The following is a 21,231-nucleotide window of genomic DNA, read 5'->3' on the forward strand; positions in this document are numbered from 1 at the left end:
AAAACACACCCCCCCCCCCCACCCACCCCCCCCCCCTTCGCTGTGTGTTGTTGGGGGTCGGCGCCGGGGGGGGGGGGGGGGGGGCGCCGGGGGGGGGGGGGGGGGGGGGGGGCCCCCCCCCCCACAAAACAACGCGAAACAAACAAGGCGAGCGCTCGCGCGAGCACTCGCCTCCAATTTGTGGAGCCTAGGGGAATCGAACCCCTAACCCCTGCCTTGCAAAGGCAGTGCTCTGCCAATTGAGCTAAGGCCCCGAGCTCGATATCCCGTGGGGATTTTTCAGCGGGTGGTTACCTCGTGCCACAGGTCAGCATCGTTGCGTTGCCGCAGCTTGGAGATTCCGATGAGAACCGCTACAACAACACCGATCGTGAGGAGAATTTTCATGGTTCCCACCCTACTGTGATGTTCGGGAGTGGGCCTAGGAGGACTTGAACCTCCGACCTCTTCGTTATCAGCGAAGCGCTCTAACCGCCTGAGCTATAGGCCCTCATCGTGTTCGATTGCCTGCCGGAGCTGTTAACCGAACCGAGGCACGAGATTACCTTACCTCCCGTCGGATAACCAAAACGGCCGGTAGCCGACCCTTTGAGGGGCGGTACCGGCCGTTGTGCGAGTGCGGTGAATCAGTCCGGATCGGCCAGGGTGACCTGGATGCCGCCGACGAGATCGCAGCACTGGTTGTAGATGAAGGTGCCGACGGTGGCCAGTGCGGTGAACAACACCACATTGATGAGCCCGATGACACCCGCGTAGCCGAATACCGTTCCGGCGCTGATCAATCCGCCGGATCCGCTGTCGGAGGAGACGATATCGGTGAAGCTGCTGTTGAGCCGTCCCCATACGCCCATGCCCTCGAGCACGATGTAGAGCAATCCGACGGCGAGCATCCACACGAAGAACATGGCGACGCTGATCACCAGGGTGATTTTCAGCGTCGACCACGGGTCGATGCGGCGGATTTGTACGGTTGCGCGCAATGGTTCGCCGGTGGCGACGGATTGTGCGACCGCGACCGGTACCGCGGGCGAGATCGGCGCCTGCGGTCCGGTGGTTTCGGTGGGTGGCAGCGGATGCCGGATCTCGGAGAGGTCCGGCATGTCCTTGATCAGTTCGGGGCGGGCGATGCTGCGGGTCGGTCCGTCGATGCCGACGGACTTCACCATCGCCGCCTCTTTGCGTGCGGCCTTGGCGGCGAGGTCGGCGGTGGTGCGCGCGTTGGTCATACCGCCGCCGAGCCCGACCGATCCGGCGGGCCGCCCGGTGACCGGCGCCTGCCCGGGCCGGAACAGGTTGGACTGCGGTTCCCGCTGCGGAAGCTGCGACCACCCGTCCTGGTACTGCGCATTGCCGTTGGACTGTTCCGCGTTATCCGGTGCCGCCGCCTCGGCGCCGGATGGCTCTTGGCTGTCGTGCGGCTGGGCACCACCCTGTTGGCCGCCGTTCGGCTGCCCGTTGTCACCGGACGCGACCGGCCGGGGAATCGGCCGCGGCGGGATCGGTGACGGTGCGATCCGCTCGGTCACGCCGTTCGTCTGGTGCCGCTCGTCGTTCGGCTGATTCGGAGTGGTCAATGGGATTCCTTAGATCCGTTCGTTGCCGCCGGTGTGAGGATTTATTGATCGGAAGGACCGGTGGAGTCGTCGTTGGCGTCCGGGTCGGGTTCATCGGCGTTGCGCGCGATAGCAAGCAACGTATCCCCATCCGCGAGGTTCATCAATCGCACGCCCTTGGTCTGTCGTCCAGCCTTCCGAACCTGATTCGCCGCCGTGCGGATGACACCACCGCCGGAGGTGATCGCGTAGAGCTCGTCTTCGTCATCGACGATGAGCGCACCGACCAGCGTGCCACGCCTCTCGTCGTACTGAATGGTCAATACGCCTTTACCGCCGCGTCCCTGCGGAGTGTATTCCTCGATCGCGGTGCGCTTGGAATAACCACCCGAAGTCGCCACCAGCAGATAGGTGTCTTCGCGAACGACGTTGAGCGACAACAGCTCGTCATCGGCATTGAACCGCATGCCCTGCACGCCGGAGGTGGCCCGGCCCATCGGGCGCAGCGCCTCGTCGGTGGCGGAGAAGCGGATCGACTGGCCCTTCGCCGACACCAGCAGCAGGTCGTCATCGGCCGAACACAGTACGGCGCCGACGAGTTCGTCGTTATCGCGCAGGTTCACCGCGACGATGCCGCCGCTGCGGTTGGAGTCGAAATCGGACAGCTTCGACTTCTTCACCAGGCCGTTCTTGGTGGCCAGCACCAGGTACGGGGCGTCCTCGTACGACTTGATCTGGATGATCTGGGCGATCCGCTCGTCCGGCTGGAAGGCGAGCAGGTTCGCCACATGCTGGCCGCGCGCGGTGCGGTTGGCCTCGGGCAGCTCGTACGCCTTGGCCCGGTAGACCCGGCCCTTGTTGGTGAAGAACAGCAGCCAGTCGTGCGTCGAGGTGATGAAGAAGTGCTTGACCAGGTCGTCCTGCTTGAGACCCGCGCCCTGCACACCCTTGCCGCCGCGCTTCTGCGAACGGTAGAGATCGGTCTTGGTGCGCTTGGCGTACCCGGTCTCGGTGATCGTGACGACCACGTCCTCGCGGGCGATCAGATCCTCGTCGGCGACGTCGCCGTCGGCGGAGATGATCTGGGTGCGCCGCTCGTCGCCGTACTTCTCCACGATCTCGGCGAGCTCGTCGCGCACGATCGCGCGCTGACGCTCCGGCTTCTGCAGGATGTCCTTCAAATCGGCGATTTCGGCCTCGATCTTGGCCAACTCGTCGATGATCTTCTGCCGTTCCAGGGCGGACAGGCGACGCAGCTGCATATCGAGGATGGCCGTGGCCTGGATTTCATCGATATCGAGCAGCTGCATAAGGCCGGTGCGCGCGGTATCGGTATTGGCCGACCGCCGGATCAGCGCGATGACCTCGTCCAACGCATCGAGTGCCTTGACCAGACCGCGCAGGATGTGAGCGCGTTCCTCGGCCTTGCGCAGCAGGTAGCGGGTGCGCCGGATGATGACGTCCAACTGGTGCTCGACGTAGAGCCGGATCATCTGATCAAGGCGCAGCGTGCGCGGCACACCGTCGACGATCGAGAGCATATTCGCGCCGAAGCTGGTCTGCAGCTGGGTGTGCTTGTACAGGTTGTTCAGCACGACCTTGGCGACCGCGTCGCGCTTGACGGTCACCACGATCCGCATACCCGCGCGATCCGACGACTCGTCGTGGATATCGGAGATGCCGGCGATCTTGCCGTCCTTCACCTGCTCGGCGATCGAGTTGATGAAGTTGTCGGTGTTCACCTGGTACGGCAGCTCGGTGATGACGATCGTGGTGCGGCCGCGATTGTCCTCTTCGATCTCGACGACGCCGCGCATCCGGATCGAGCCGCGACCGGTGGTGTACGCGTCGCGGATGCCCTGACCGCCGACGATCAGGCCGTAGGTCGGGAAGTCCGGACCCTTGACCCGTTCCATGCAGGCGGCGAGGGTGGCCTCTTCGTCGGCGTCGTGGTTGTCCAGCGCCCAGTAGATGGCCTCGGCCAATTCGTTCAGGTTGTGCGGCGGAATGTTGGTCGCCATACCGACCGCGATGCCGTTGCTGCCGTTCATCAGCAGGTTCGGCACTCGGCTCGGCAGGACCACCGGTTCCTGCGAGCGACCGTCGTAGTTCGGCGCGAAATCGACCGTCTCATGGTCGATTTCGCGCAGCAGCTCCATCGCGAGCGGGGTCAGCCTGCATTCGGTGTACCGCATAGCGGCCGCGCCGTCATTACCGCGCGAACCGAAATTGCCCTGGCCGTCCACCAGCGGGTAGCGCAGCGACCATGGCTGCGCCATGCGGACCAGCGTGTCGTAGATCGACGCGTCGCCGTGCGGGTGGTAGTTACCCATGGTCTCGGCGACCGGGCGGGCGGACTTCACATAGCCGCGATCCGGCCGGTAGCCGTTGTCGTACATCGCGTAGAGCACGCGGCGGTGCACCGGCTTGAGGCCGTCACGCACATCGGGCAGCGCACGGCCGACGATCACGCTCATCGCGTAATCGATGTAGCTGCTCTGCATTTCGTTCTGGATGTCGACCGGCTCGATCCGGTCGCCTGCACCGCCGTTCGGGGGCAGCGTGGTCTCAGTCATGCGGTGGTCTCCTTAGAAGCCTGGCTGGAAATGGCGCTGTAGCAGCGGAATTCCGCGCCGGCTACACGTCGAGGAAGCGAACGTCCTTGGCATTGCGAGTGATGAAGCTGCGACGCGCCTCGACGTCCTCGCCCATCAGGATGCTGAACAGCTCGTCGGCCGCGGCCGCGTCGTCGAGCGTCACTTGACGAAGCACCCGCACCGCCGGGTCCATGGTGGTTTCCCACAGCTCCTTCGCGTTCATCTCGCCGAGACCTTTGTAGCGCTGCACGCCGTCGTCCTTGTTGATCTTCTTGCCCGCGGCCAGACCCGCCTCGAGCAGACCGTCGCGCTCCCGGTCCGAATACGCGAACTCCGGATCGGCGCGCTGCCACTTGAGCTTGTACAGCGGCGGCTGCGCCAGATAGACGTGCCCGTGTTCGACCAGCGGCCGCATGAAGCGGAACAGCAGGGTCAACAGCAGCGTCGAGATGTGCTGGCCGTCGACATCGGCGTCGGCCATCAGCACGATCTTGTGATACCGCAGCTTGGTGATGTCGAACTCGTCGTGGATACCGGTGCCGAAGGCCGTGATGATCGACTGGACCTCGTTGTTCTTGAGCACCCGGTCGATGCGCGCCTTCTCGACGTTGATGATCTTGCCGCGCAGCGGCAGGATCGCCTGATACATCGAGTCGCGACCCGACTTGGCCGAACCACCGGCGGAGTCACCCTCCACGATGTAGATCTCGGACTTGTGCGGATCCTTGGACCGGCAGTCGGCCAGCTTGCCGGGCAGCCCGCCCAGATCGGTCGCGCTCTTGCGCCGCACCAGCTCGCGCGCCTTCCGCGCCGCGACCCGGGCCTGCGCCGAGGAAACCGCCTTGTTCACAATGGTTTTGGCATCGGCCGGATTGGCCTCGAACCAGTGCGAGATGTGCTCGTTGCAGGTGCGCTGGACGAACGATTTGACCTCGGTATTGCCGAGTTTGGTCTTGGTCTGGCCCTCGAACTGCGGATCCGCGATCTTCACGCTCACGATGGCGGCGAGACCCTCGCGGATGTCGTCACCGGTGAGGTTGCCGTCCTTCTCCTTGAGGAGCTTCTTATCCTTCGCGTACTTGTTCACCACCGTGGTGAGCGCCGCGCGGAAACCCTCCTCGTGGGTACCGCCCTCATGGGTGTTGATGGTGTTGGCGAAGGTGTGGACCGATTCGGAATAGCCCGAATTCCACTGCATGGCGACCTCGACCTCGTGGCCGGTGCCCTTGCCGGTGAAGGAGACGATGGAGTTGTGGATCGGCTGCTTCGTCCGGTTGATGTGCTTGACGAAATCCTCCAGACCACCCGGATAGTGGTAGGTCCTGGTCTTCACCTTCGGCTCGGCCGGCGGCGTGTTCTCGTCGGCGTGCTTGGGCGCCTCGGCGGTTTCGCTGACCACCTCATCGGTGATGTCGCCCTCGTTCACCCGCTGATCGGTCAGCGTGATGGTCAGCCCCTTGTTCAGGAACGCCATCTCCTGCAGCCGGCGCGAAACCGTTTCGAAGCTGAAGGTGGTGGTCTCGAAGATCTCCGGGTCCGGGAAGAACCGGATGGTGGTACCGGTGCGCTTGGTGGGCTCGCCCTGGACCAGCTTGCCGGGCCTGGCGTCCTTGTACTCCTGAGTCCAGTGGTAGCCGCCGTAATTGATCTCGGCCTCGAGGCGGGTCGACAGCGCGTTCACCACCGAGATGCCGACACCGTGCAGACCGCCGGAGACCGCGTAGGACTCGCCATCGAACTTGCCACCGGCGTGCAGCTGGGTCATGACCACTTCGATGGTGGGGATGCCCTGCGCGTGCATATCGGTGGGGATACCGCGACCGTCGTCGACCACCTCGACACCGCCGTCGGCCAAGAGGGTGACATCGACCTGCGAGGCGTATCCGGCCATCGCCTCGTCGACCGAGTTGTCGACGACCTCCCAGATCAGATGGTGCAAACCGCGCTCACCGGTGGAGCCGATGTACATACCGGGGCGTTTGCGTACCGCTTCGAGACCCTCGAGAACGGTGATGGAGTCGGCACCGTACGTCTGCTTGCCTGACTTGGGCTGGGTCGAACCGTCTGCGTTGGAGTCGTTGGCAGCCACTGGTCGGTAGCTCTCCTTACTTGCTGATCCCTGGCGCAGCCGTCGAACAGCACACGTATGGCCCCGTGGTCTTGACTGGTCGAGAATTACGGGTCCGCGCGCGGGCTGTCCGGAACGCGCCGAAGGTATCGCCGCTAGTTACGTCACCATCCTACTGGTACGGCCAACCTACAGTGCACCTACGACACCCCTCACGGCTCCGTGAATGCGAGAAATCGGATTGTCACGGGTCCGGTTGTGCCTACGGCCGGTTTCGCGGCCCCCTCCGCGCGTTCGGACCGTTCCGGGCCGACCTATGGGGCGGCGGGGCGGGCACGTCGGGCGGCGAGCCCATCGGGTTCCACGTGAAACCGTCCGTCGGCTGGACCTGACGTCGTTCGAGTCGCCGACACCGCGCCTCCGCGAACCTCCGGCATACGAAAACGATTGGCGCAGTTGCGGTGTCGATCAACGAATTCATCGACATGTGGATAGCTTCTGTGGATAACGCGCCGATGAGCGCACAGCGGTTTATCCATAGGTGTCACGCGGGCCGCGGCCCTTGATGTGCCGCTCGCCCTTGCGCCAGCTGGGCGCCGCGGGACCGGAGATCTTCACCGAGGTCACCACGCCGTTGCCGACCGCGGCGGCGATCTTCGCCAGGATCTGGCTCTGCAGCATCCGGAGTTGGGTGGCCCAGGCCGTCGATTCCGCGGCGATGCTCAGCACGCCGTCCTTCAGCGAAATCGGGGTGGCATGTGCGGCGATATCCTCGCCGACCACACCGGCCCAGCGGCCGAAAACCGTTCCCTCGGCGACCTTTCCGGACCAGCCGCGACTCTTGGCGATCGATGTCGTAAGGCTGGAGAGCAGCTGTGGGTCCCGGTCGTCGGGCCGAGCGCCCGACCAACCGGTGCGCCGCCGTGCGCCGGTCCGCAGGGACCGGCGCGGCGAGGCCCGGCCCTGACCGACCGATTTACCGCTGGCCCGCGCCGCGGCCCTGGCCTCCTCCAGCGCCCGGCGGGCCAGATCGATACCGCGCAATTCCGGCTCGGCGCCGGGCTCCCGATCGCCCTGCTGCTCGGTCATCGCACGCTCCGTTTCCGACTGGGTTGTCCCCAGATTTGTTCAACTATCCCCAGCCCCGGGGTGGTGTTGCTGGCGGACGGTTCCGTGGTGGCCCACAACCACGGTCGCCGATCGAACACCCGTTCGTGGTGATTATTCGAGTTGCTCACAGGTCCCGCGACCGCCTGTCCAGCCGATAGCTGAGATGCGCGACCTGATCACCGCACCGAAGTTCTCCACAGGTCCTGGGGATAATCCGGGACGGCGGCGGCGCGGCGCGGACCGCGACGCACGGCAACTGTACGACAGCGCACCGTCGGCCGCCGTGTGCCGCGCGTCCCGGCGTCGTCCGGTCCGCGATGTCGCTGTGGAGTGTTTGCCGCGACAGCACCCGAGATTCGTCAGGTGACGAGTCATCGGTCTCTCCACAACTGTTGATAAATCAGGTCATATCTGTGGAAACGATCACCCGGCGACCGGTCCCGCCGCCTCGACGATGCATGAGGTCCGCCGATCGGCCGTACCGGTGGTCTCCACCCGCAGCGGTACGGCCGCCAGTTCGACCGGCACATCCTCCGGCACCGCCGCGGTGATCAACACCTGTTCCGCGCCGGCCGCCACCGCGGCCAGGGCCGTGCGCCTGCGCCGATCGAGTTCGGCGAATACATCGTCGAGCAAGAGCACCGGCTCGGTACCCGCGGTGCGCAGCAGTTCGAATGCGGCGAGCCGCAGCGCCAGCGCGAACGACCACGATTCCCCATGACTGGCAAAGCCTTTCGCGGGTGCCGAGCCGAGCAGCAGATCCAGTTCGTCGCGGTGCGGGCCCACCAGGCAAACCCCCCGCTCCAACTCCTTGGATCGCGCGGCGCCCAATTCCCGCAGCACGATCGCCTCCAGCGTCGCCGTGTCATCCGCCTGGGGTTCGCGTGCCGGATCCAGGAACTCAGGCGGTAGATAGGAGCTGCGGTATCCGATTGCGGCGGAGCGTGATTCGGGAGCGATCGACCGATATGCCTGCGCCAGATGGGGATAGAGCTCGTGCACCAGCCGCAGCCGCTGCGCCAGCAACACCGCGGCATGGGTGGCCAGATGACCGTCCCAGGCATCGAGCGTGCTCAGGTCGGCCTTCGAACGCACATGGCGCCCAGCGGTTTTCAACAGTGCGGAGCGTTGCCGCAGCACCCGGTCGTAATCCGAACGCACACCGGCGAGCCGGGGCAGCCGAGTTGTGCACAGCTCGTCCATGAACCGGCGGCGCTCCCCGGGATCGCCACGGACCAGGGCCAGATCCTCCGGCGCGAACAGCACCGTCTGCAGGATTCCGAGAATTTCACGGGGTCTGCGCACCGGAGATCGGTTGAGCTGGGCGCGATTTGCCGCACCCTGCTGCAACTCGATATCGATGCGCAGCTCCCGGCCCGCGTTGACAACGGTGGCACCGATCCGCGCACGCTCGGCTCCCATCCGGATGAGCGGTGCGTCGGCCGCCACCCGGTGCGAACCGAGGGTGGCCAAATAGCCGACGGCCTCGAGCAGATTCGTCTTGCCGTTGCCGTTCGATCCCAAGAAAACCGTTCGGCCTGGGGATAATTCGAGTTCGCTGTGCTCCCAGGAACGAAAGTCGCGCAGCGCGAGTGCCCGTATGAACACAGATGCCCGAATGGATCAGCCCGGCAGCCGGACCGGCATGAGCAGGTAGATGTAGTCGCTTTCCAGCGCGGCGAACGCACCCGAATCCAGCGCCTCGGGCTCCTCCTCGGCCGCGGGCAGCAGCACCGCGGGACGGCTCGGCGTGGTGAATCCGAAGGTCACCCTCTCGGCGTGCAGCGCGGACAGGCCATCGATCAGGTAACCCGGGTTGAACGCGATGGTCAGCGATTCGCCACGGAAGTCGGCCTCCAGCCACTCCTCGGCGCGGCCCGCGTCGTCACCGCCCGCCGAGAGCAGCAGGCCGTCGCCGGAGAACTCCAGCCGCACCTGGGCGCCGCGCTCGGCCACCAGGGCGACGCGCTTGATGGCGTCGATCAGCGATGCGACGGGCAGTGTGGCGATCGACGTGTGCTCCTTGGGGAGCAACTGGCGGAACTTGGGGAATTCCGCGTCCAGCAGTCGCGTCGTGGTGCGGCGACCGGCGTTGACGATGCCGAGCAGGCCGTCCGCGCCCGCACCGGTGCCGAGCGAGAGCTGCACCGGCTGATCGGATGCGCCGAGGGTCTTGGCGGCCTCGGACAGCGTGCGCGCCGGAATCAACACGGCGGTCTCGATATCCGGCTTGGCGGGCTGCCATTCGATATGCCGGACCGCGAGCCGGAACCGGTCGGTGGCCGCGAGCACCGCACGCGAACCCTCGATCTCCACCCGGATACCGGTCAGCATCGGCAGCGTGTCGTCCCGGCCCGCGGCGACGGCGACCTGACCGACCGCCTGCGCGAAGACGTCGACACCCAACTCACCCGTCTGCTCGGGCACCTCGGGCAGCTGCGGGTAGTCCTCCACCGGCATGGTCGGCAGCGAGAACTTCGCACTGCCACAGGCGATCAGCACGCGGGTGCCGTCGACCGAGACGTCGACCGGCTTGTTGGACAGCGCCTTGGTGATATCCGCGAGCAGGCGACCCGAGACCAGGACCTGGCCGGGACCGGCGACCTCGGCGGCGACCCGCATCTGCGCGGACACCTCGTAGTCGAAGCCGGAGACGGTGAGCCCGTCCTCATCGGCGACCAGCAGCACACCGCCGAGCACCGGAACCGGCGGGCGCGAGGGCAGGCTGCGTGCCACCCAAGCCACCGAATCGGCGAAATCCTCACGGGCGACCCGGAACTTCATGGCACCGGAATCGAAATCCTCTCGGGCGACCCGAGACGTCGTGCTTGCAAGCTCCATCGCCCGATCTGTCCTCTCCAGTTCCGTGATCTCTGATCTGTAGTCGGTTCGTCAGCGTGGTTCTCGTCAGGGATGCCTTGTCGCCGCGATTCGAAGTCTGGCACAGGCGACCGACATCAAACCGTACCCGCGTGCGCGACGGCTACCTAGTCCGACCCTCCGGTCATTGTGCGCCGAGTGCGGGCGACGTTCTCGATTCGCCGGAGCCCCGTTCGTCTTCTCCTTGCTTCTCGGTCGGTGAGTCGCTCGGCGGCCGGACCCTCGTCGACCAACTTTCCACACAGCCTGTTTTGAAGAGAGATTTCTAAGAAGAAGAACTGAAGTAGTAGTAGGCACTGTGGAATCTGTGGAGTTGGGCCGTTTGCGCAGCTCACAGGGTGTGGTGCCGTGGGGATGACCGTCGGGTGACTCGAGGATGAACGCGAGGCGTCTGTGGAGGTTCACAGTCTGTCCACCGATCATCCTCGAGCCGTCCTCGAGTTGTTCCACCGGATTCACCGGGTTGTTCACACGTGTGCAGGAAATCGTGCACTACCCGTGGAATCCTCGAGGACTCAACAATGACTCCTCGAGGATTCCACAGCCCGAAACGCCGGTACGGCGCTGGTCAGGGGCGGTGCACAGATTCGGCTGTGGAATCTGTGGATTCCACCGTGTTAGCGAACGGTCGCCGCGACGCTCCCCACAGCTGTGGACGAACCGGTGGATAACCTCATGATTCCTCGAGGACTCCACACGTATTCCTCGAGGAATCCACAACCCATAAAAAAGCACCGCCCCAGGTCAGAGGCGGTGCTCGGGTGTTAGCGGAGGCTCAGCGCGAACGCTGTTTGATTCGGGCTGTTAGTTCCTGAACCTGGTCGTAGACCCGGCGCCGTTCGGTCATCTCCTTGCGGATCTTCTTCTCCGCGTACATCACCGTGGTGTGGTCGCGTCCGAAGGCCTGTCCGATCTTGGGCAGGGATAGGTCGGTCAGCTCGCGGCACAGATACATGGCGATCTGCCTGGCCTGCGCCAGCGGCCGCGCCTTACCCGGGCCGGTCAGCTCCTCCAGCGTGGTGTTGAAGTATTCGGCGGTGACGGCCATGATCGTCGCCGCGTTGATCTCCAGCGCGGCGGTATCCGGCATCAGGTCGCGCAGCACCACCTCGGCCAGCGGCAGATCGAGCGGTTGCCCGTTCAGCGAGGCGAATGCGGTCACCCGGATCAGCGCGCCCTCCAACTCGCGGATATTGCGCTCGACCCGGCTCGCGATCAGCTCCAGCACGTCATGCGGTACGTCGAGCCGATCCATCCGCGCCTTCTTGCGCAGGATGGCGATGCGGGTCTCCAGCTCCGGCGGCTGCACATCGGTGATCAGGCCCCATTCGAACCGGGTGCGCAGCCGCTCCTCCAGCGTCGCCAACTGCTTGGGCGGGCGGTCGGAGGAGACGACGATCTGCTTGTTCGCGTTGTGCAGCGTGTTGAAGGTGTGGAAGAACTCCTCCTGGATACCTTCCTTGCCCTCGATGAACTGGATGTCGTCCACCAGCAGGATGTCGGTCTCCCGGTAGCGGCGTTTGAACGCCACCTTCCGGTCGTCGCGGAGGCTGTTGATGAAGTCGTTGGTGAATTCCTCGGTCGAGACGTATTTCACCCGCATGCCCGGGAACAGGCGCTGTGCGTAGTGGCCTGCCGCGTGCAGCAGGTGGGTTTTGCCCAAACCCGAAGCGCCCCAAACGAATAGCGGATTGTAGGCCCGGGCGGGCGCCTCGGCGATGGCCACCGCGGCGGCATGCGCGAAGCGATTGGACGCGCCGATGACGAAGGTCTCGAAGGTGTACTTGGCATTCAGGCTCGCCGAGGACGGCGCGGCGGGCGCCGGATTCTCCTGGCTCTTGGTGAAGTACGTGGGCCAAGCCGGATTGCGGACCTGGACCACCGGCTCGTCGTCACCGTGCTCGTCCGGTATCGGCTCGCGCACCGATTCGTGTGCCGCGGCGATTCCGGGTTCGTCGACCGGGGCGGGTTCGCGCAGCTGCGGGCGGCCCTGACCGCGCGGCGCCGGCGTCGGCGTCGGCTCGGGATTGAACAGCGATTCCTGACCCGGCGGAATCGAGGAATCACGGCGGGGCGGCATTCCGGATTCACGGCGCGGCGGGGGCGGATCGTGCGGCAGGCCGTTGGGGCCCGGATAGTCGCCGCGGGCCGGGTATTCCGTGGTCGGGTAGTCGTCGCGGCCGTAGTCGGCCTGTGGCAAATACTCGGCGTCGGGTCCGTACTCCGCCGCGCCCGGGTACTCGGCCGATGGTGCGAAGTCGTTCGGCTGTGCATAACGCGGCGCCGGATAGTCGCCGCGGGCCGGATAGTCCACAGCCGGATAACCGCCCTGTGCACGACCGGCGTCCCGGTTGCGCTCGGGCCTGCTCGTCATCCTGGCGTGGCGCGGATTGGCACCGGATCGGTCGGCGGGCTGGGTGGCGGGCGCCGCGATCCGGACGCCGAGTCCCTCCACCTGCAGGCCGAGCCTGCGAGCCAGTGAGCGCAGAATGGGTTCGCGCAGGTCGCGTTCGATGGCCTCCTGGGCCAGCGACGACGGCACCGACAGCAGCGCGAATCCCTGCGCCACCGTCAGCGGTTTGACCAGCTTGAGCCAGGCCTGCTGGGCCCTGGTCACGGCCGGGATGGCACCATCCGGCGAACCGGTGGTGAGCTCGGCAACCACCTCGGGCCATACGGTGGCCAAAACGTTCTGCTCGTCGTCCAATGCAGTTGCCTCCCCGGAGTAGTCGATAGGTGCAGACGGCCGGGGCGCGCGGGATATCCACCGTGCTGGCTGGATTCAGTGATCTCGCATACGTCCGTGGGCCGGTTCGAACACTGCTCGGATCCCCCGTCCGGACAGCGGCGCGGTACCGTCGGCCCTACGAATATGCCACTCCAGGGGTCTTTCCACACAATTATCCACAGATGTGGACAACCCTGGGGAGTTGTGAAATGCGCTTGCCCGCTGGGAGCGTATCGCCCCGACCTGGGGATCTTCAGCAATCCTCTGGTTAAGCACCGAGGCCGCCGAGCGCAACTGCGGCTAGGGGTGTGGACGAACTTGTGATCACCGCACGGGCGTGTCGTCCGGACCCGCGAAACACCGGAGACAGACCATAGCGGGTCCGGCCCGCATACGTCCAATGGCGGGGCCGAGTTTGACCCCGTAAGACCAGATCAGTACCCTCGTACAGTCACCCATTGGTGCGGTGGCGGTCCTGTGCTGACCGTATTCGGTCGAAATCGACCAACTGAGCGCCAGGGCTGATCCGCGCCGATGATGACCACCCCGTGCGATTCATCGCAATACATACGTATCACCGAACAAGCTTCGGGCGCCGCCGGGCGCCCACCAACCTGAGGAGTGTTGACCGTGGCCAAGGGCAAGCGGACGTTCCAGCCGAACAACCGTCGTCGGGCGCGGGTTCACGGCTTCCGCCTCCGGATGCGCACCCGTGCGGGCCGCGCCATCGTGTCGGCGCGTCGCCGCAAGGGCCGCGGCACCCTCACTGCCTGATCCTCGCTCTCGGACGCTCGGGTGTTGCCTGAGCCGTATCGGTTGCATCATCGTGCCGACTTCTCCCGGACGGTGCGCCGCGGCCAGCGAATCGGGAGGCGCGACCTGGTCGTGCACGTGCTGGTGCACGGGTATGACGGAAGCGTGGGCGCGAGTGGACGAGAAGACGGTCCGGCACCGGCCGGGCCGCTGGTTCGCGTTGGCGGACCGCGTTTCGGATTGATCGTCAGCAAGGCGGTGGGCTCCGCGGTGGTACGCCACCGTGTGGCCCGCCGCCTGCGTCATATGTGCGCCCGGGTGATTCCGGAACTGCCCGCCGAGGCCGATGTCGTCATCCGTGCCCTACCCGGCGCGGCCGACGCCGGTTCGGACGAGCTGCTCCGGCAACTGCGCGGCGCGCTACGCAAACTCGGTGTCGCCCGCGACCCCGGTACCGCGGTCGGGGCGGGATCGGGTGGCCGGTCGTGAACCGGCGAAGCATCGGCGTCATCGCCCGCTGGCCGACGAACATACTGATCTTCCTGATCGAGCTGTATCGGACCTACGTCTCCCCCACCCGCATGCCGGTGTGCCGGTTCACCCCCACCTGCAGCGAGTACGCGGTGACCGCGTTGCGCACCCGCGGCCTGTTCATCGGCCTCGGATTGACGGCCGTGCGTCTGGCCAAATGTGCGCCCTGGCACCCTGGTGGGTGGGACCCCGTCCCGGAGCGTCGGCGGAGCACCGTCCGCACCGCGCCGGACGAGGCAACTGCCGACCTCGCGCCGCAGGACATCGACCTGCCGAGTGCCGCGGCGTCGGAACCGAAGGCTTGTAAAGGATCACCGCGCGCGGTGATCGGCGACACGAACGACGGGAGTTCATAGAGCCGTGCTCGACATCATCTATTACGCGGTGTCCGCGATCCTCTGGTTCTGGCACCGGGTCTTCGCGGCCGTACCGGGCCTCGGCAAGGACAGCGGTATCGCCTGGGCGCTTGCCGTGGTGTTCCTGGTCTTCACGCTCCGCTTGGTGCTGTACAAGCCGTTCGTCAAGCAGGTGCGCACCACCAAGCAGATGCAGGAGCTGCAGCCGCAGATCAAGGAGCTGCAGAAGAAGTACAAGAACGATCGCCAGAAGATGGCGACCGAGATGCAGAAGCTGCAGAAGGAAAACGGCTTCAACCCGCTGATGGGCTGCCTGCCGATCCTGGCCCAGGTGCCGGTATTCCTCGGTCTGTTCCATGTGCTTCGCTCCTTCAACCGCACCGGGCACGGGCTCGGCCAGCTCGGCATGTCGCCGGAGCAGAACGCCAACACGCCCAACTACCTCTTCAGCGTCGACGACGTTCAGTCCTTCCTGCACGCACGGCTTTTCGGCGCACCGATCTCGGCCTTCATCACCACGCCGACCAATGAACTGCAGGCGTTCGCATTGCACGGCGATGTGCCGTCCAAGCTCAGCATCGCGCTGGTCGCCATTCCGTTGATGGTGATCGCGGGTATCGCCACCCATATGAACGCGCGCGCCTCGGTCGCGCGGCAGACGCCGGAGGCCGCGGCGAACCCGCAGGCCGCGATCATGAACAAGCTGGCGCTGTACGTCTTCCCGCTCGGTGTGCTCGTCGGTGGTCCGTTCCTGCCGATCGCCATCCTGATCTACTGGGTCTCCAACAACATCTGGACTTATGGGCAGCAGCACCTCGTCTTCGGCCGCATGGCCAAGGAGGAAGAGGAGAAGAAGAAGCTGCTGATGGAGAAGCGAGCGCAGAACGCACCGAAGCCGGGCGCCAAGCCGGTCGACACGCGCAAGAAGACGCAGCGGCCCGACCCATCCCAACTGAAGGACGCCGCCGAATTGCAGGATGCGGCGGAACTGCAGGACGCCCCCTCCTCGACCAACGGCACATCCGCCGCGCGCACGCCGAACAAGTCGGGCGGGCAGCGGCGGCCCAGCGGTCAGAAGCGTCCGGGTGGCCGCGGCCGAGCGAATCAGAAGCGGCGGCGCTGACCGCGCAGCGGACAACCAAGGAGCAACCCCTTGATTCGCGGTGGCGCCGGTTCGATCGCTCGGTGCGACGGCGATGAGCAGATGAAGGAAATCAAATGACTGTTGAGACCGACGGAGGGGACGCCACAGTGGCGACGACGATGGCAGGTGCCGAACCGGACGTCGTGAACGATGCCGAGGAAGCGCTGATCGAAGAGGGCGAGATCGCGGGCGACTATCTCGAGCAGTTGCTCGATGTGCTCGACTTCGACGGAGATATCGACCTCGACGTCGAAGGTGACCGTGCGGTTGTCAGCATCGACGGCGGCAAGGATCTGTCGAAGCTCGTCGGGCGCAACGGTGAGGTGCTCGACGCGTTGCAGGAACTCACTCGGCTGGCCGTTCAGCAGGCCACCGGAGTGCGCAGCCGGCTGATGCTGGATGTGGCCGGGTGGCGGGCCAAGCGCCGCTCCGAACTGAGTGCGCTCGGTACCGCGACGGCCAAACGGGTGTTGGAGACGGGAGCGCCGGAATCGCTCGCGCCGATGACCCCGTTCGAGCGGAAGATCGTGCACGACGCGGTCGCCGCCATCGACGGTGTCAGCAGTGAGAGCGAGGGCGTCGAGCCCAACCGGCACGTGGTCGTCGTGCGCTCCTGAAAGCGTGATTGGATAGGGCCTCTGGTCGCGGACCGGGGGCTCTTTCCGTATCCGGTGGGTTCCGGTCGATCGATCGGGTTGTGATGGTTCGTCTCTAGCTCGGAAGGATGTTTCACGTGGAACGAGATCTCGGTGGCACCGCGTTGCCCGCCGAGCTGGAACCTCCGGATACCGCCGCGACGGTCTTCGGCGACCGACTAGATCTCGCCCGGCGCTATTGCGCCGCGCTGGCGACGGCCGGGGTGGAGCGCGGGCTGATCGGACCGCGCGAGGTGCCACGGTTGTGGGATCGGCACATCCTCAACTGCGCGGTGATCGGCGAGCTGATCGGCGAGGGCGCGACGGTGGTCGATATCGGCAGCGGCGCGGGCCTACCCGGAATTCCGTTGGCGATCGCCCGGCCCGATCTTCGGATCACCCTGGTCGAGCCGCTGCTGCGCCGGACCGTCTTCCTGAGTGAGTTCATCGATGCGGCCGGACTCGATGTCACCGTGGTGCGCGGCCGGGCCGAACAGTCCGGTGTGCTGAAGGAGGCGGGCGGTGCCGACGTCGTCACCTCGCGGGCCGTCGCTCCGCTCGCCAAGTTGGCGCAGTGGTCGCTCCCCCTGCTGCGCGATCACGGGCGGATGCTGGCGCTCAAGGGCGTCAGCGCCGCCGAGGAATTGGCTCGCGACAGCGACGCGCTCATCCGGGCCGGCGCGGGCAATCCCGCCGTTCTGGAATGCGGCGCCGGTGTCGTGTCGACACCCACGCTGGTGATCAGCGCCGAACGCCTGACCCGCGCCGAGCGGGCTCCCCTTCGCCGTGCGGAGCGGGCCAAGTCGCGAGCCGGGGAAAAGAGCCGGACTCGCCGGGTGGTGCGGAGAACCGAGTAGGACTCGGATGTGCGTGTGATTCATTGGTGCCGAATGACACGCACACCCCCGCGTAAGACGTTCTGGCGCAACGAGTCTCACTGTCACATCGAGCTGGCGTCCCGATAGGTGAGCGGCCGGTGGCAAAGACTTGGCCTAGGCGCGTCATTGCCACAGAAACCAACGATTGATCACGTGCGTGGCGAAATGGGTTCCCCCGCAGGCATTCTCGAGGTGTCGGTCCCCGGTGGCACACTCAGCGGTCATAAGCGAATTGGTCCGGCTTCGCGACGTCGAAGCGGCAGATTTGGAACTGTTCTTCGCCCACCAGCAGGATCCCGAAGCCGTCCGGTCGATCGCGCTTCACCCCGCGCGATCGCGAGGCCTTCATGACCCACTGGACAACCAACGTGCTCGCAGGCCCGCCATCTTGGTCCGGACAATCACCGTGACCGACGAGCCCGCAGGCAACATCGTGTCCTGGTGGAAAGGAGATCGGCGTTTCCTCGGTTACTGGCTCGGCCGAAGTTACTGGGGCCGCGGTGTCGGGACCGAAGCGCAGCGGCTATTCCTCCAACTCGAACCCCACACGTCCACTGTGGGCCGACCCGTTCGCAGGCAATACCGGCTCGGTAAAGCTGTTGGAAAAATACGGTTTCCGCCGAACAGGCTCGGACTGGGACGGTGAGGACGAGCACCTCGTACTCGTACTCGACCAGCGGAGCCCCGCTGAACGGCAATAGTGATGGCAATGCCTTGCCGTAACTAGATAGGTCGACCCCGATTTCTGCTCGGGCTGGGCGGCAGGGGTCTCGGCACGGTGGCGTAATGGCTTGTTTATGACCGGGAGTCTGGTTGGCTCGCCGGGATGCGGCGCAGGCACTGCTCCAAGATCATGCGGATGTTGAATCCAGTGATCGCTGCGGAAGACCGTGCCTGCCTTGTCATCATCCTCGGTCAGCGCCTTCCTGGAAGGCTTCCACGTCTGCCGGGCAGTGGACGGTGTGCTGCTGTCGGGGCAGTGCCAGGCTTGGCGGAGTACCTGGCATGGATCCGCGGGATCGGCGCGGCGTGCGGCACAGCCTGACGTTGTTGTTCATGGCGGCCGTGGCGGCGGTGCTGGCCCGTGGCGGCGTCGTTTACTGCGGTCGGCGCGTGGGTCGCGGATGCGCCGCAGGTTCTGGCCGCTCTGGGCGTCCGCTGTGATCCGCTGGCCGGCCGTACTCCTCTGCCGTACCGTCATGGCCCTCGTAGACGGTGAAGTTGCCAGGGTGGCCTGCGTTCGCTCAGGTGACTCGCGCGGCCACCAGGGTCTCGAAGGTATAGGGCCGCAGGCCATCGGTACGGTCGGCGAAGTACCGCTGCTGGAGGTCGGTACGTGTGGGGTGGTCCACGACCTTCAGCCCGCACCGGCTGATCAGCCTCTCGATCTCGGATACCGGCCAGCCGGGCTGTAGAGGCTCGCCGACAGAAGCCGCGATCGGAGTGTAGGTCCGGGCGAATTCCGTCCCCGCGTCGTCGAGCGCACGGTCCTCGGCCCGGTAGGAGAACACCACCTCAGACCCGGGAGCAGCCGCCGCGATCGTGCGCAACGTCGACTCGATCGCCTGTGCCGTCAGATAGGGGGCCACGCCCGTCCAGCAGAACATCGCCGGCTGCGCCCAGTCGAACCCGGCCAGGCCCAGAGCATCCTGAACCGGTTCGGCCTCGAAATCGACCGGCACGAATACCTGCGAGTCGCTGCGCGGCAGGCCGAGCTCCCTGACCCGCTCGAGTTTCCAGGCCTGGGAGGCAGGATGATCAACCTCGAACACCGTCAGCGAGCCGAGCAGATCCGGCCGCCGCCACGCGAACGAGTCGAGCCCCGCTCCAAGAATCACGTACTGCGTGAAGGCGCCGGCAGCCAGCCGGTCCTCGGCGTACCGGCTGCGGGTGCAGACAGCCGCGCGGGACTCGCGACGGACCAGGCCGGGGAACAGCGGATCGAACCGGTCTCGCAGCTGCTGCCATACCGGGCCGACAAGCACCAGAGCCAGCACATCGTCCAGTACCCACGGCGACGCCGTCTCCAGGCGAAACAATCCACGCGACACAGCCGCAAACATCGCCGTCCTGCTCGGCGCGCTTTCCACGCATTCCTCCTCGCCGGCCAGAACCCAGCATGCTGGCCACGCCCGCCCACGCTGCGCATTTCAGAGGATGCGCCTGAAGCGCGCTGATGGCCACCGCCAGATCGCCTGGCAGCCACGATCTGCTCGCAATCAGAATCCTCCAAAACGGCCGGGCACGCCAGCATCACAGCCGCCTGCACGCCACCACGCCCGGGACACCACCAGGACCCCGAGACCTGCCGACTCGACCCCAGCATGAATAGGCGGACTTAACGCGACTATGTCTACGGACTTCGGCAGGGCGGGCTATCCGGTTTCGGGGAGCGAGCGGCTGAACTAGCGGGCGGGTTCAGCCGCGAAGGACACGTGAATCCGTCCGACTTCTGCGGACTCGATCCGATGTTTCACGGGAAACATTGACGCGACCCGGCTAATGGGAGGCTCCGAATGCGGCACACCGGGGGTGACTGCGGCAGGCGGGTTGGTTGGGGATTGTCGTCGGTCGGTCGGGTGGTGACGGTTCGATCTGGTGGTGGCAGGTGGCAAAGGGGCGGCCGGGTTGGCCGCGAGTGGTGAGCGGTCAGGTTGCCGCACGCGGCAGCAGGCGGGGGCTAGTTGGGCAGCGGTCAGGCGGCGAGTGGTGGCCGGAGGGCGGCGAGCGGTCAGGGCGGGCCACCCCCTCCGGCCACCGCTCGCCGCTGCCAACTGTCCCGCCTGCCGCCCGCCGCCGCGTGTGCCTCCTGTCCCGCCTGCCGTCCGCCGCGTGTGCCTGTCCCGCCTGCCGCACGCCGCGTGTGCCTGACCCGCCTGCCGCCCGCCATCGCGTGTGCCTCTTGACCCCGGCAGCTGCCTGTCCCGCCACCACCCTGCAGGATCAGTCGGGGGAATTGATTCACGAGTTCGAACATCAAAGGGGAGGGAAAGCAACCCGTGCTCTCCCGCTAGCCACGACGCAACGCGCGGGTATACCCGTTAAACGAACCTCGTCGCGCGAACACCAACCCTCCTTTCGCGCCCAACCCCGACCGACGAAGCGGTTGTTTCATGTGAATCAAGAGCGCGTTAGCCCGTTGCCCATTGCGAGTCACCCGTGTGCCGCCGCCTGTCGTGCGGGCTAGCCCGCTTGCGTCACCCGTCCCACTCGCTGTCCTCCGAACACCACTCAAGGCCACCACCTCCGCCCTCCGGGTCACCGCGCGTTGCTTGCCGCTGCCGACTGACCCGCCGCCCCCGCGGGGAACACTCGCGCTGCTGCGGCTCGCGGTGACAGATCGAACATTCCAACAGCCCTCCGTTTGTAAACGTGCGTGGGGAAGTCGCCGGGGTGGCGCGTGCTGCGGCAGGCGGGCTAGTCGGTAGCGCTGAGGGCGTGCGGTGGCCCGAGGGGCGGCGATGGTCGGATGGCGCGCGTGGTGGAGGGCGGTGGTCGGGTGGCACGCGTGGTGGAGGGCGGTGGGCGGAGGCAGAAAGCCGCAGTGGGTGGGTTGCGACGACGTCGATGACGGTTGAGAACAAGGGATTGCTTCGATGGGGGCGTGTGGTTCGGCCTTGTCATTGATTCACGTGAAACAACGCTTCGTCGATCGGGATTGTCTGGAAGATGTAGGACTGGCGGATGCGCGATGGAGGTGGTCGCGGGTGTGACGCGCGCTGGCGCCTTGGTCAAAGGCAGGTCCGTCCACTCCCCCAGCGCCCAACTTGTGAACCCGATTCCCCTCGACGGATCTTGTGGAGCTCTAGATCGCTCGCCGAGTGTGTGTCTGCGATGGAGGTTTTAGATACCGGTGTCAGCGGACCGCCAGGCCGCCCGTGGTCGGATCGCGTCGATGTTTCCCGTGAAACATCGGGATCGAGTGCGCAGAATTCGGACAGATTCGCGTGTCATTTGCGGCGTGCCGCGATTCAGCTTTCTTATACCGCTCGGGACTG

The 21,231-nt window shown here is 65.9% G+C and carries 16 protein-coding genes and 2 tRNA genes; 7 read left to right on the top strand and 11 right to left on the bottom strand.

Annotated features, from left to right (window positions below):
* Positions 1–181: 181 nt before the first annotated feature.
* From LGY53_RS06285 to dnaA, 10 genes are all read right to left on the bottom strand, one after another.
* Positions 182–254: transfer RNA gene (locus LGY53_RS06285), tRNA-Ala, on the bottom strand.
* A 25-nt stretch (positions 255–279) separates the two neighbouring features.
* On the bottom strand, positions 280–387 hold the full coding sequence (locus LGY53_RS06290) for a DLW-39 family protein (RefSeq protein ID WP_225725704.1): 108 nt from the start codon (positions 385–387) through the stop codon (positions 280–282).
* A 29-nt stretch (positions 388–416) separates the two neighbouring features.
* Positions 417–490: transfer RNA gene (locus tag LGY53_RS06295), tRNA-Ile, on the bottom strand.
* A gap of 136 nt (positions 491–626) precedes the next feature.
* The gene (locus tag LGY53_RS06300) at positions 627–1,574 is read right to left on the bottom strand and encodes a DUF3566 domain-containing protein (RefSeq protein ID WP_225725705.1); all 948 of its coding nucleotides are present in this window, start codon (positions 1,572–1,574) and stop codon (positions 627–629) included.
* Positions 1,575–1,615: 41 nt separating this feature from the next.
* The gene (gene gyrA / locus LGY53_RS06305) at positions 1,616–4,129 is read right to left on the bottom strand and encodes a DNA gyrase subunit A (protein WP_225725706.1); all 2,514 of its coding nucleotides are present in this window, start codon (positions 4,127–4,129) and stop codon (positions 1,616–1,618) included.
* 61 nt (positions 4,130–4,190) lie between these two features.
* Positions 4,191–6,239 (bottom strand): DNA topoisomerase (ATP-hydrolyzing) subunit B, encoded by a 2,049-nt coding sequence (gyrB, locus tag LGY53_RS06310; RefSeq protein ID WP_167471259.1) that lies wholly within the window; start codon positions 6,237–6,239, stop codon positions 4,191–4,193.
* Between the two features lie 510 nt (positions 6,240–6,749).
* Positions 6,750–7,307, bottom strand: a complete 558-nt coding sequence (locus tag LGY53_RS06315; RefSeq protein ID WP_225725707.1) for a DUF721 family protein — start codon at positions 7,305–7,307, stop codon at positions 6,750–6,752.
* Positions 7,308–7,751: 444 nt separating this feature from the next.
* A complete protein-coding gene (recF, locus tag LGY53_RS06320; protein ID WP_225725708.1) occupies positions 7,752–8,936 on the bottom strand; it encodes a DNA replication/repair protein RecF in 1,185 nt (394 codons plus the stop codon).
* A 15-nt stretch (positions 8,937–8,951) separates the two neighbouring features.
* Entirely contained in the window at positions 8,952–10,112 is a 1,161-nt protein-coding gene (gene dnaN, locus LGY53_RS06325; RefSeq protein ID WP_225726248.1) for a DNA polymerase III subunit beta, read from the bottom strand.
* An 871-nt stretch (positions 10,113–10,983) separates the two neighbouring features.
* Positions 10,984–12,915, bottom strand: a complete 1,932-nt coding sequence (gene dnaA, locus LGY53_RS06330; RefSeq protein ID WP_225725709.1) for a chromosomal replication initiator protein DnaA — start codon at positions 12,913–12,915, stop codon at positions 10,984–10,986.
* 651 nt (positions 12,916–13,566) lie between these two features.
* On the opposite strand from dnaA, the gene rpmH reads away from it, so the two are divergent.
* From rpmH to LGY53_RS44375, 7 genes are all read left to right on the top strand, one after another.
* Positions 13,567–13,710, top strand: coding sequence for a 50S ribosomal protein L34 (rpmH, locus tag LGY53_RS06335; RefSeq protein WP_058854877.1), 144 nt, complete (start codon positions 13,567–13,569; stop codon positions 13,708–13,710).
* Between the two features lie 21 nt (positions 13,711–13,731).
* Positions 13,732–14,178, top strand: coding sequence for a ribonuclease P protein component (gene rnpA / locus LGY53_RS06340; RefSeq protein ID WP_225725710.1), 447 nt, complete (start codon positions 13,732–13,734; stop codon positions 14,176–14,178).
* Entirely contained in the window at positions 14,175–14,576 is a 402-nt protein-coding gene (gene yidD / locus LGY53_RS06345) for a membrane protein insertion efficiency factor YidD (RefSeq protein WP_225725711.1), read from the top strand. The genes rnpA and yidD overlap by 4 nt, the downstream gene beginning before the upstream one ends.
* Positions 14,577–14,580: 4 nt before the next feature.
* Complete coding sequence (gene yidC, locus LGY53_RS06350) at positions 14,581–15,699, top strand: membrane protein insertase YidC (RefSeq protein WP_225725712.1); 1,119 nt, start codon at positions 14,581–14,583, stop codon at positions 15,697–15,699.
* 140 nt (positions 15,700–15,839) lie between these two features.
* Positions 15,840–16,337 carry a protein jag gene (locus tag LGY53_RS06355; protein WP_225726249.1) on the top strand — a complete coding sequence of 166 codons (498 nt, stop codon included), beginning with the start codon at positions 15,840–15,842 and terminating at the stop codon, positions 16,335–16,337.
* Between the two features lie 107 nt (positions 16,338–16,444).
* Entirely contained in the window at positions 16,445–17,212 is a 768-nt protein-coding gene (rsmG, locus tag LGY53_RS06360) for a 16S rRNA (guanine(527)-N(7))-methyltransferase RsmG (protein WP_225725713.1), read from the top strand.
* Positions 17,213–17,438: 226 nt separating this feature from the next.
* The gene (locus LGY53_RS44375; RefSeq protein WP_225725714.1) at positions 17,439–17,879 is read left to right on the top strand and encodes a GNAT family N-acetyltransferase; all 441 of its coding nucleotides are present in this window, start codon (positions 17,439–17,441) and stop codon (positions 17,877–17,879) included.
* A 598-nt stretch (positions 17,880–18,477) separates the two neighbouring features.
* Here LGY53_RS44375 and LGY53_RS06370 read toward each other — a convergent pair.
* Positions 18,478–19,323 carry a class I SAM-dependent methyltransferase gene (locus tag LGY53_RS06370; protein ID WP_225725715.1) on the bottom strand — a complete coding sequence of 282 codons (846 nt, stop codon included), beginning with the start codon at positions 19,321–19,323 and terminating at the stop codon, positions 18,478–18,480.
* Between the last annotated feature and the right edge of the window lie 1,908 nt (positions 19,324–21,231).

The organism is Nocardia sp. JCM 34519.1 (assembly GCF_020361265.1).
Lineage (GTDB): Bacteria > Actinomycetota > Actinomycetes > Mycobacteriales > Mycobacteriaceae > Nocardia > Nocardia arthritidis_A.

Coding starts and splice junctions, on each gene's coding strand:
- LGY53_RS06290 (WP_225725704.1), bottom strand. CDS start 387: ATGAAAATTCTCCTCACGATCGGTGTTGTTGTAGCGGTTCTCATCGGA.
- gyrA (WP_225725706.1), bottom strand. CDS start 4,129: ATGACTGAGACCACGCTGCCCCCGAACGGCGGTGCAGGCGACCGGATC.
- LGY53_RS06315 (WP_225725707.1), bottom strand. CDS start 7,307: ATGACCGAGCAGCAGGGCGATCGGGAGCCCGGCGCCGAGCCGGAATTG.
- dnaN (WP_225726248.1), bottom strand. CDS start 10,112: ATGAAGTTCCGGGTCGCCCGTGAGGATTTCGCCGATTCGGTGGCTTGG.
- LGY53_RS06355 (WP_225726249.1), top strand. CDS start 15,840: ATGGCAGGTGCCGAACCGGACGTCGTGAACGATGCCGAGGAAGCGCTG.
- rsmG (WP_225725713.1), top strand. CDS start 16,445: ATGTTTCACGTGGAACGAGATCTCGGTGGCACCGCGTTGCCCGCCGAG.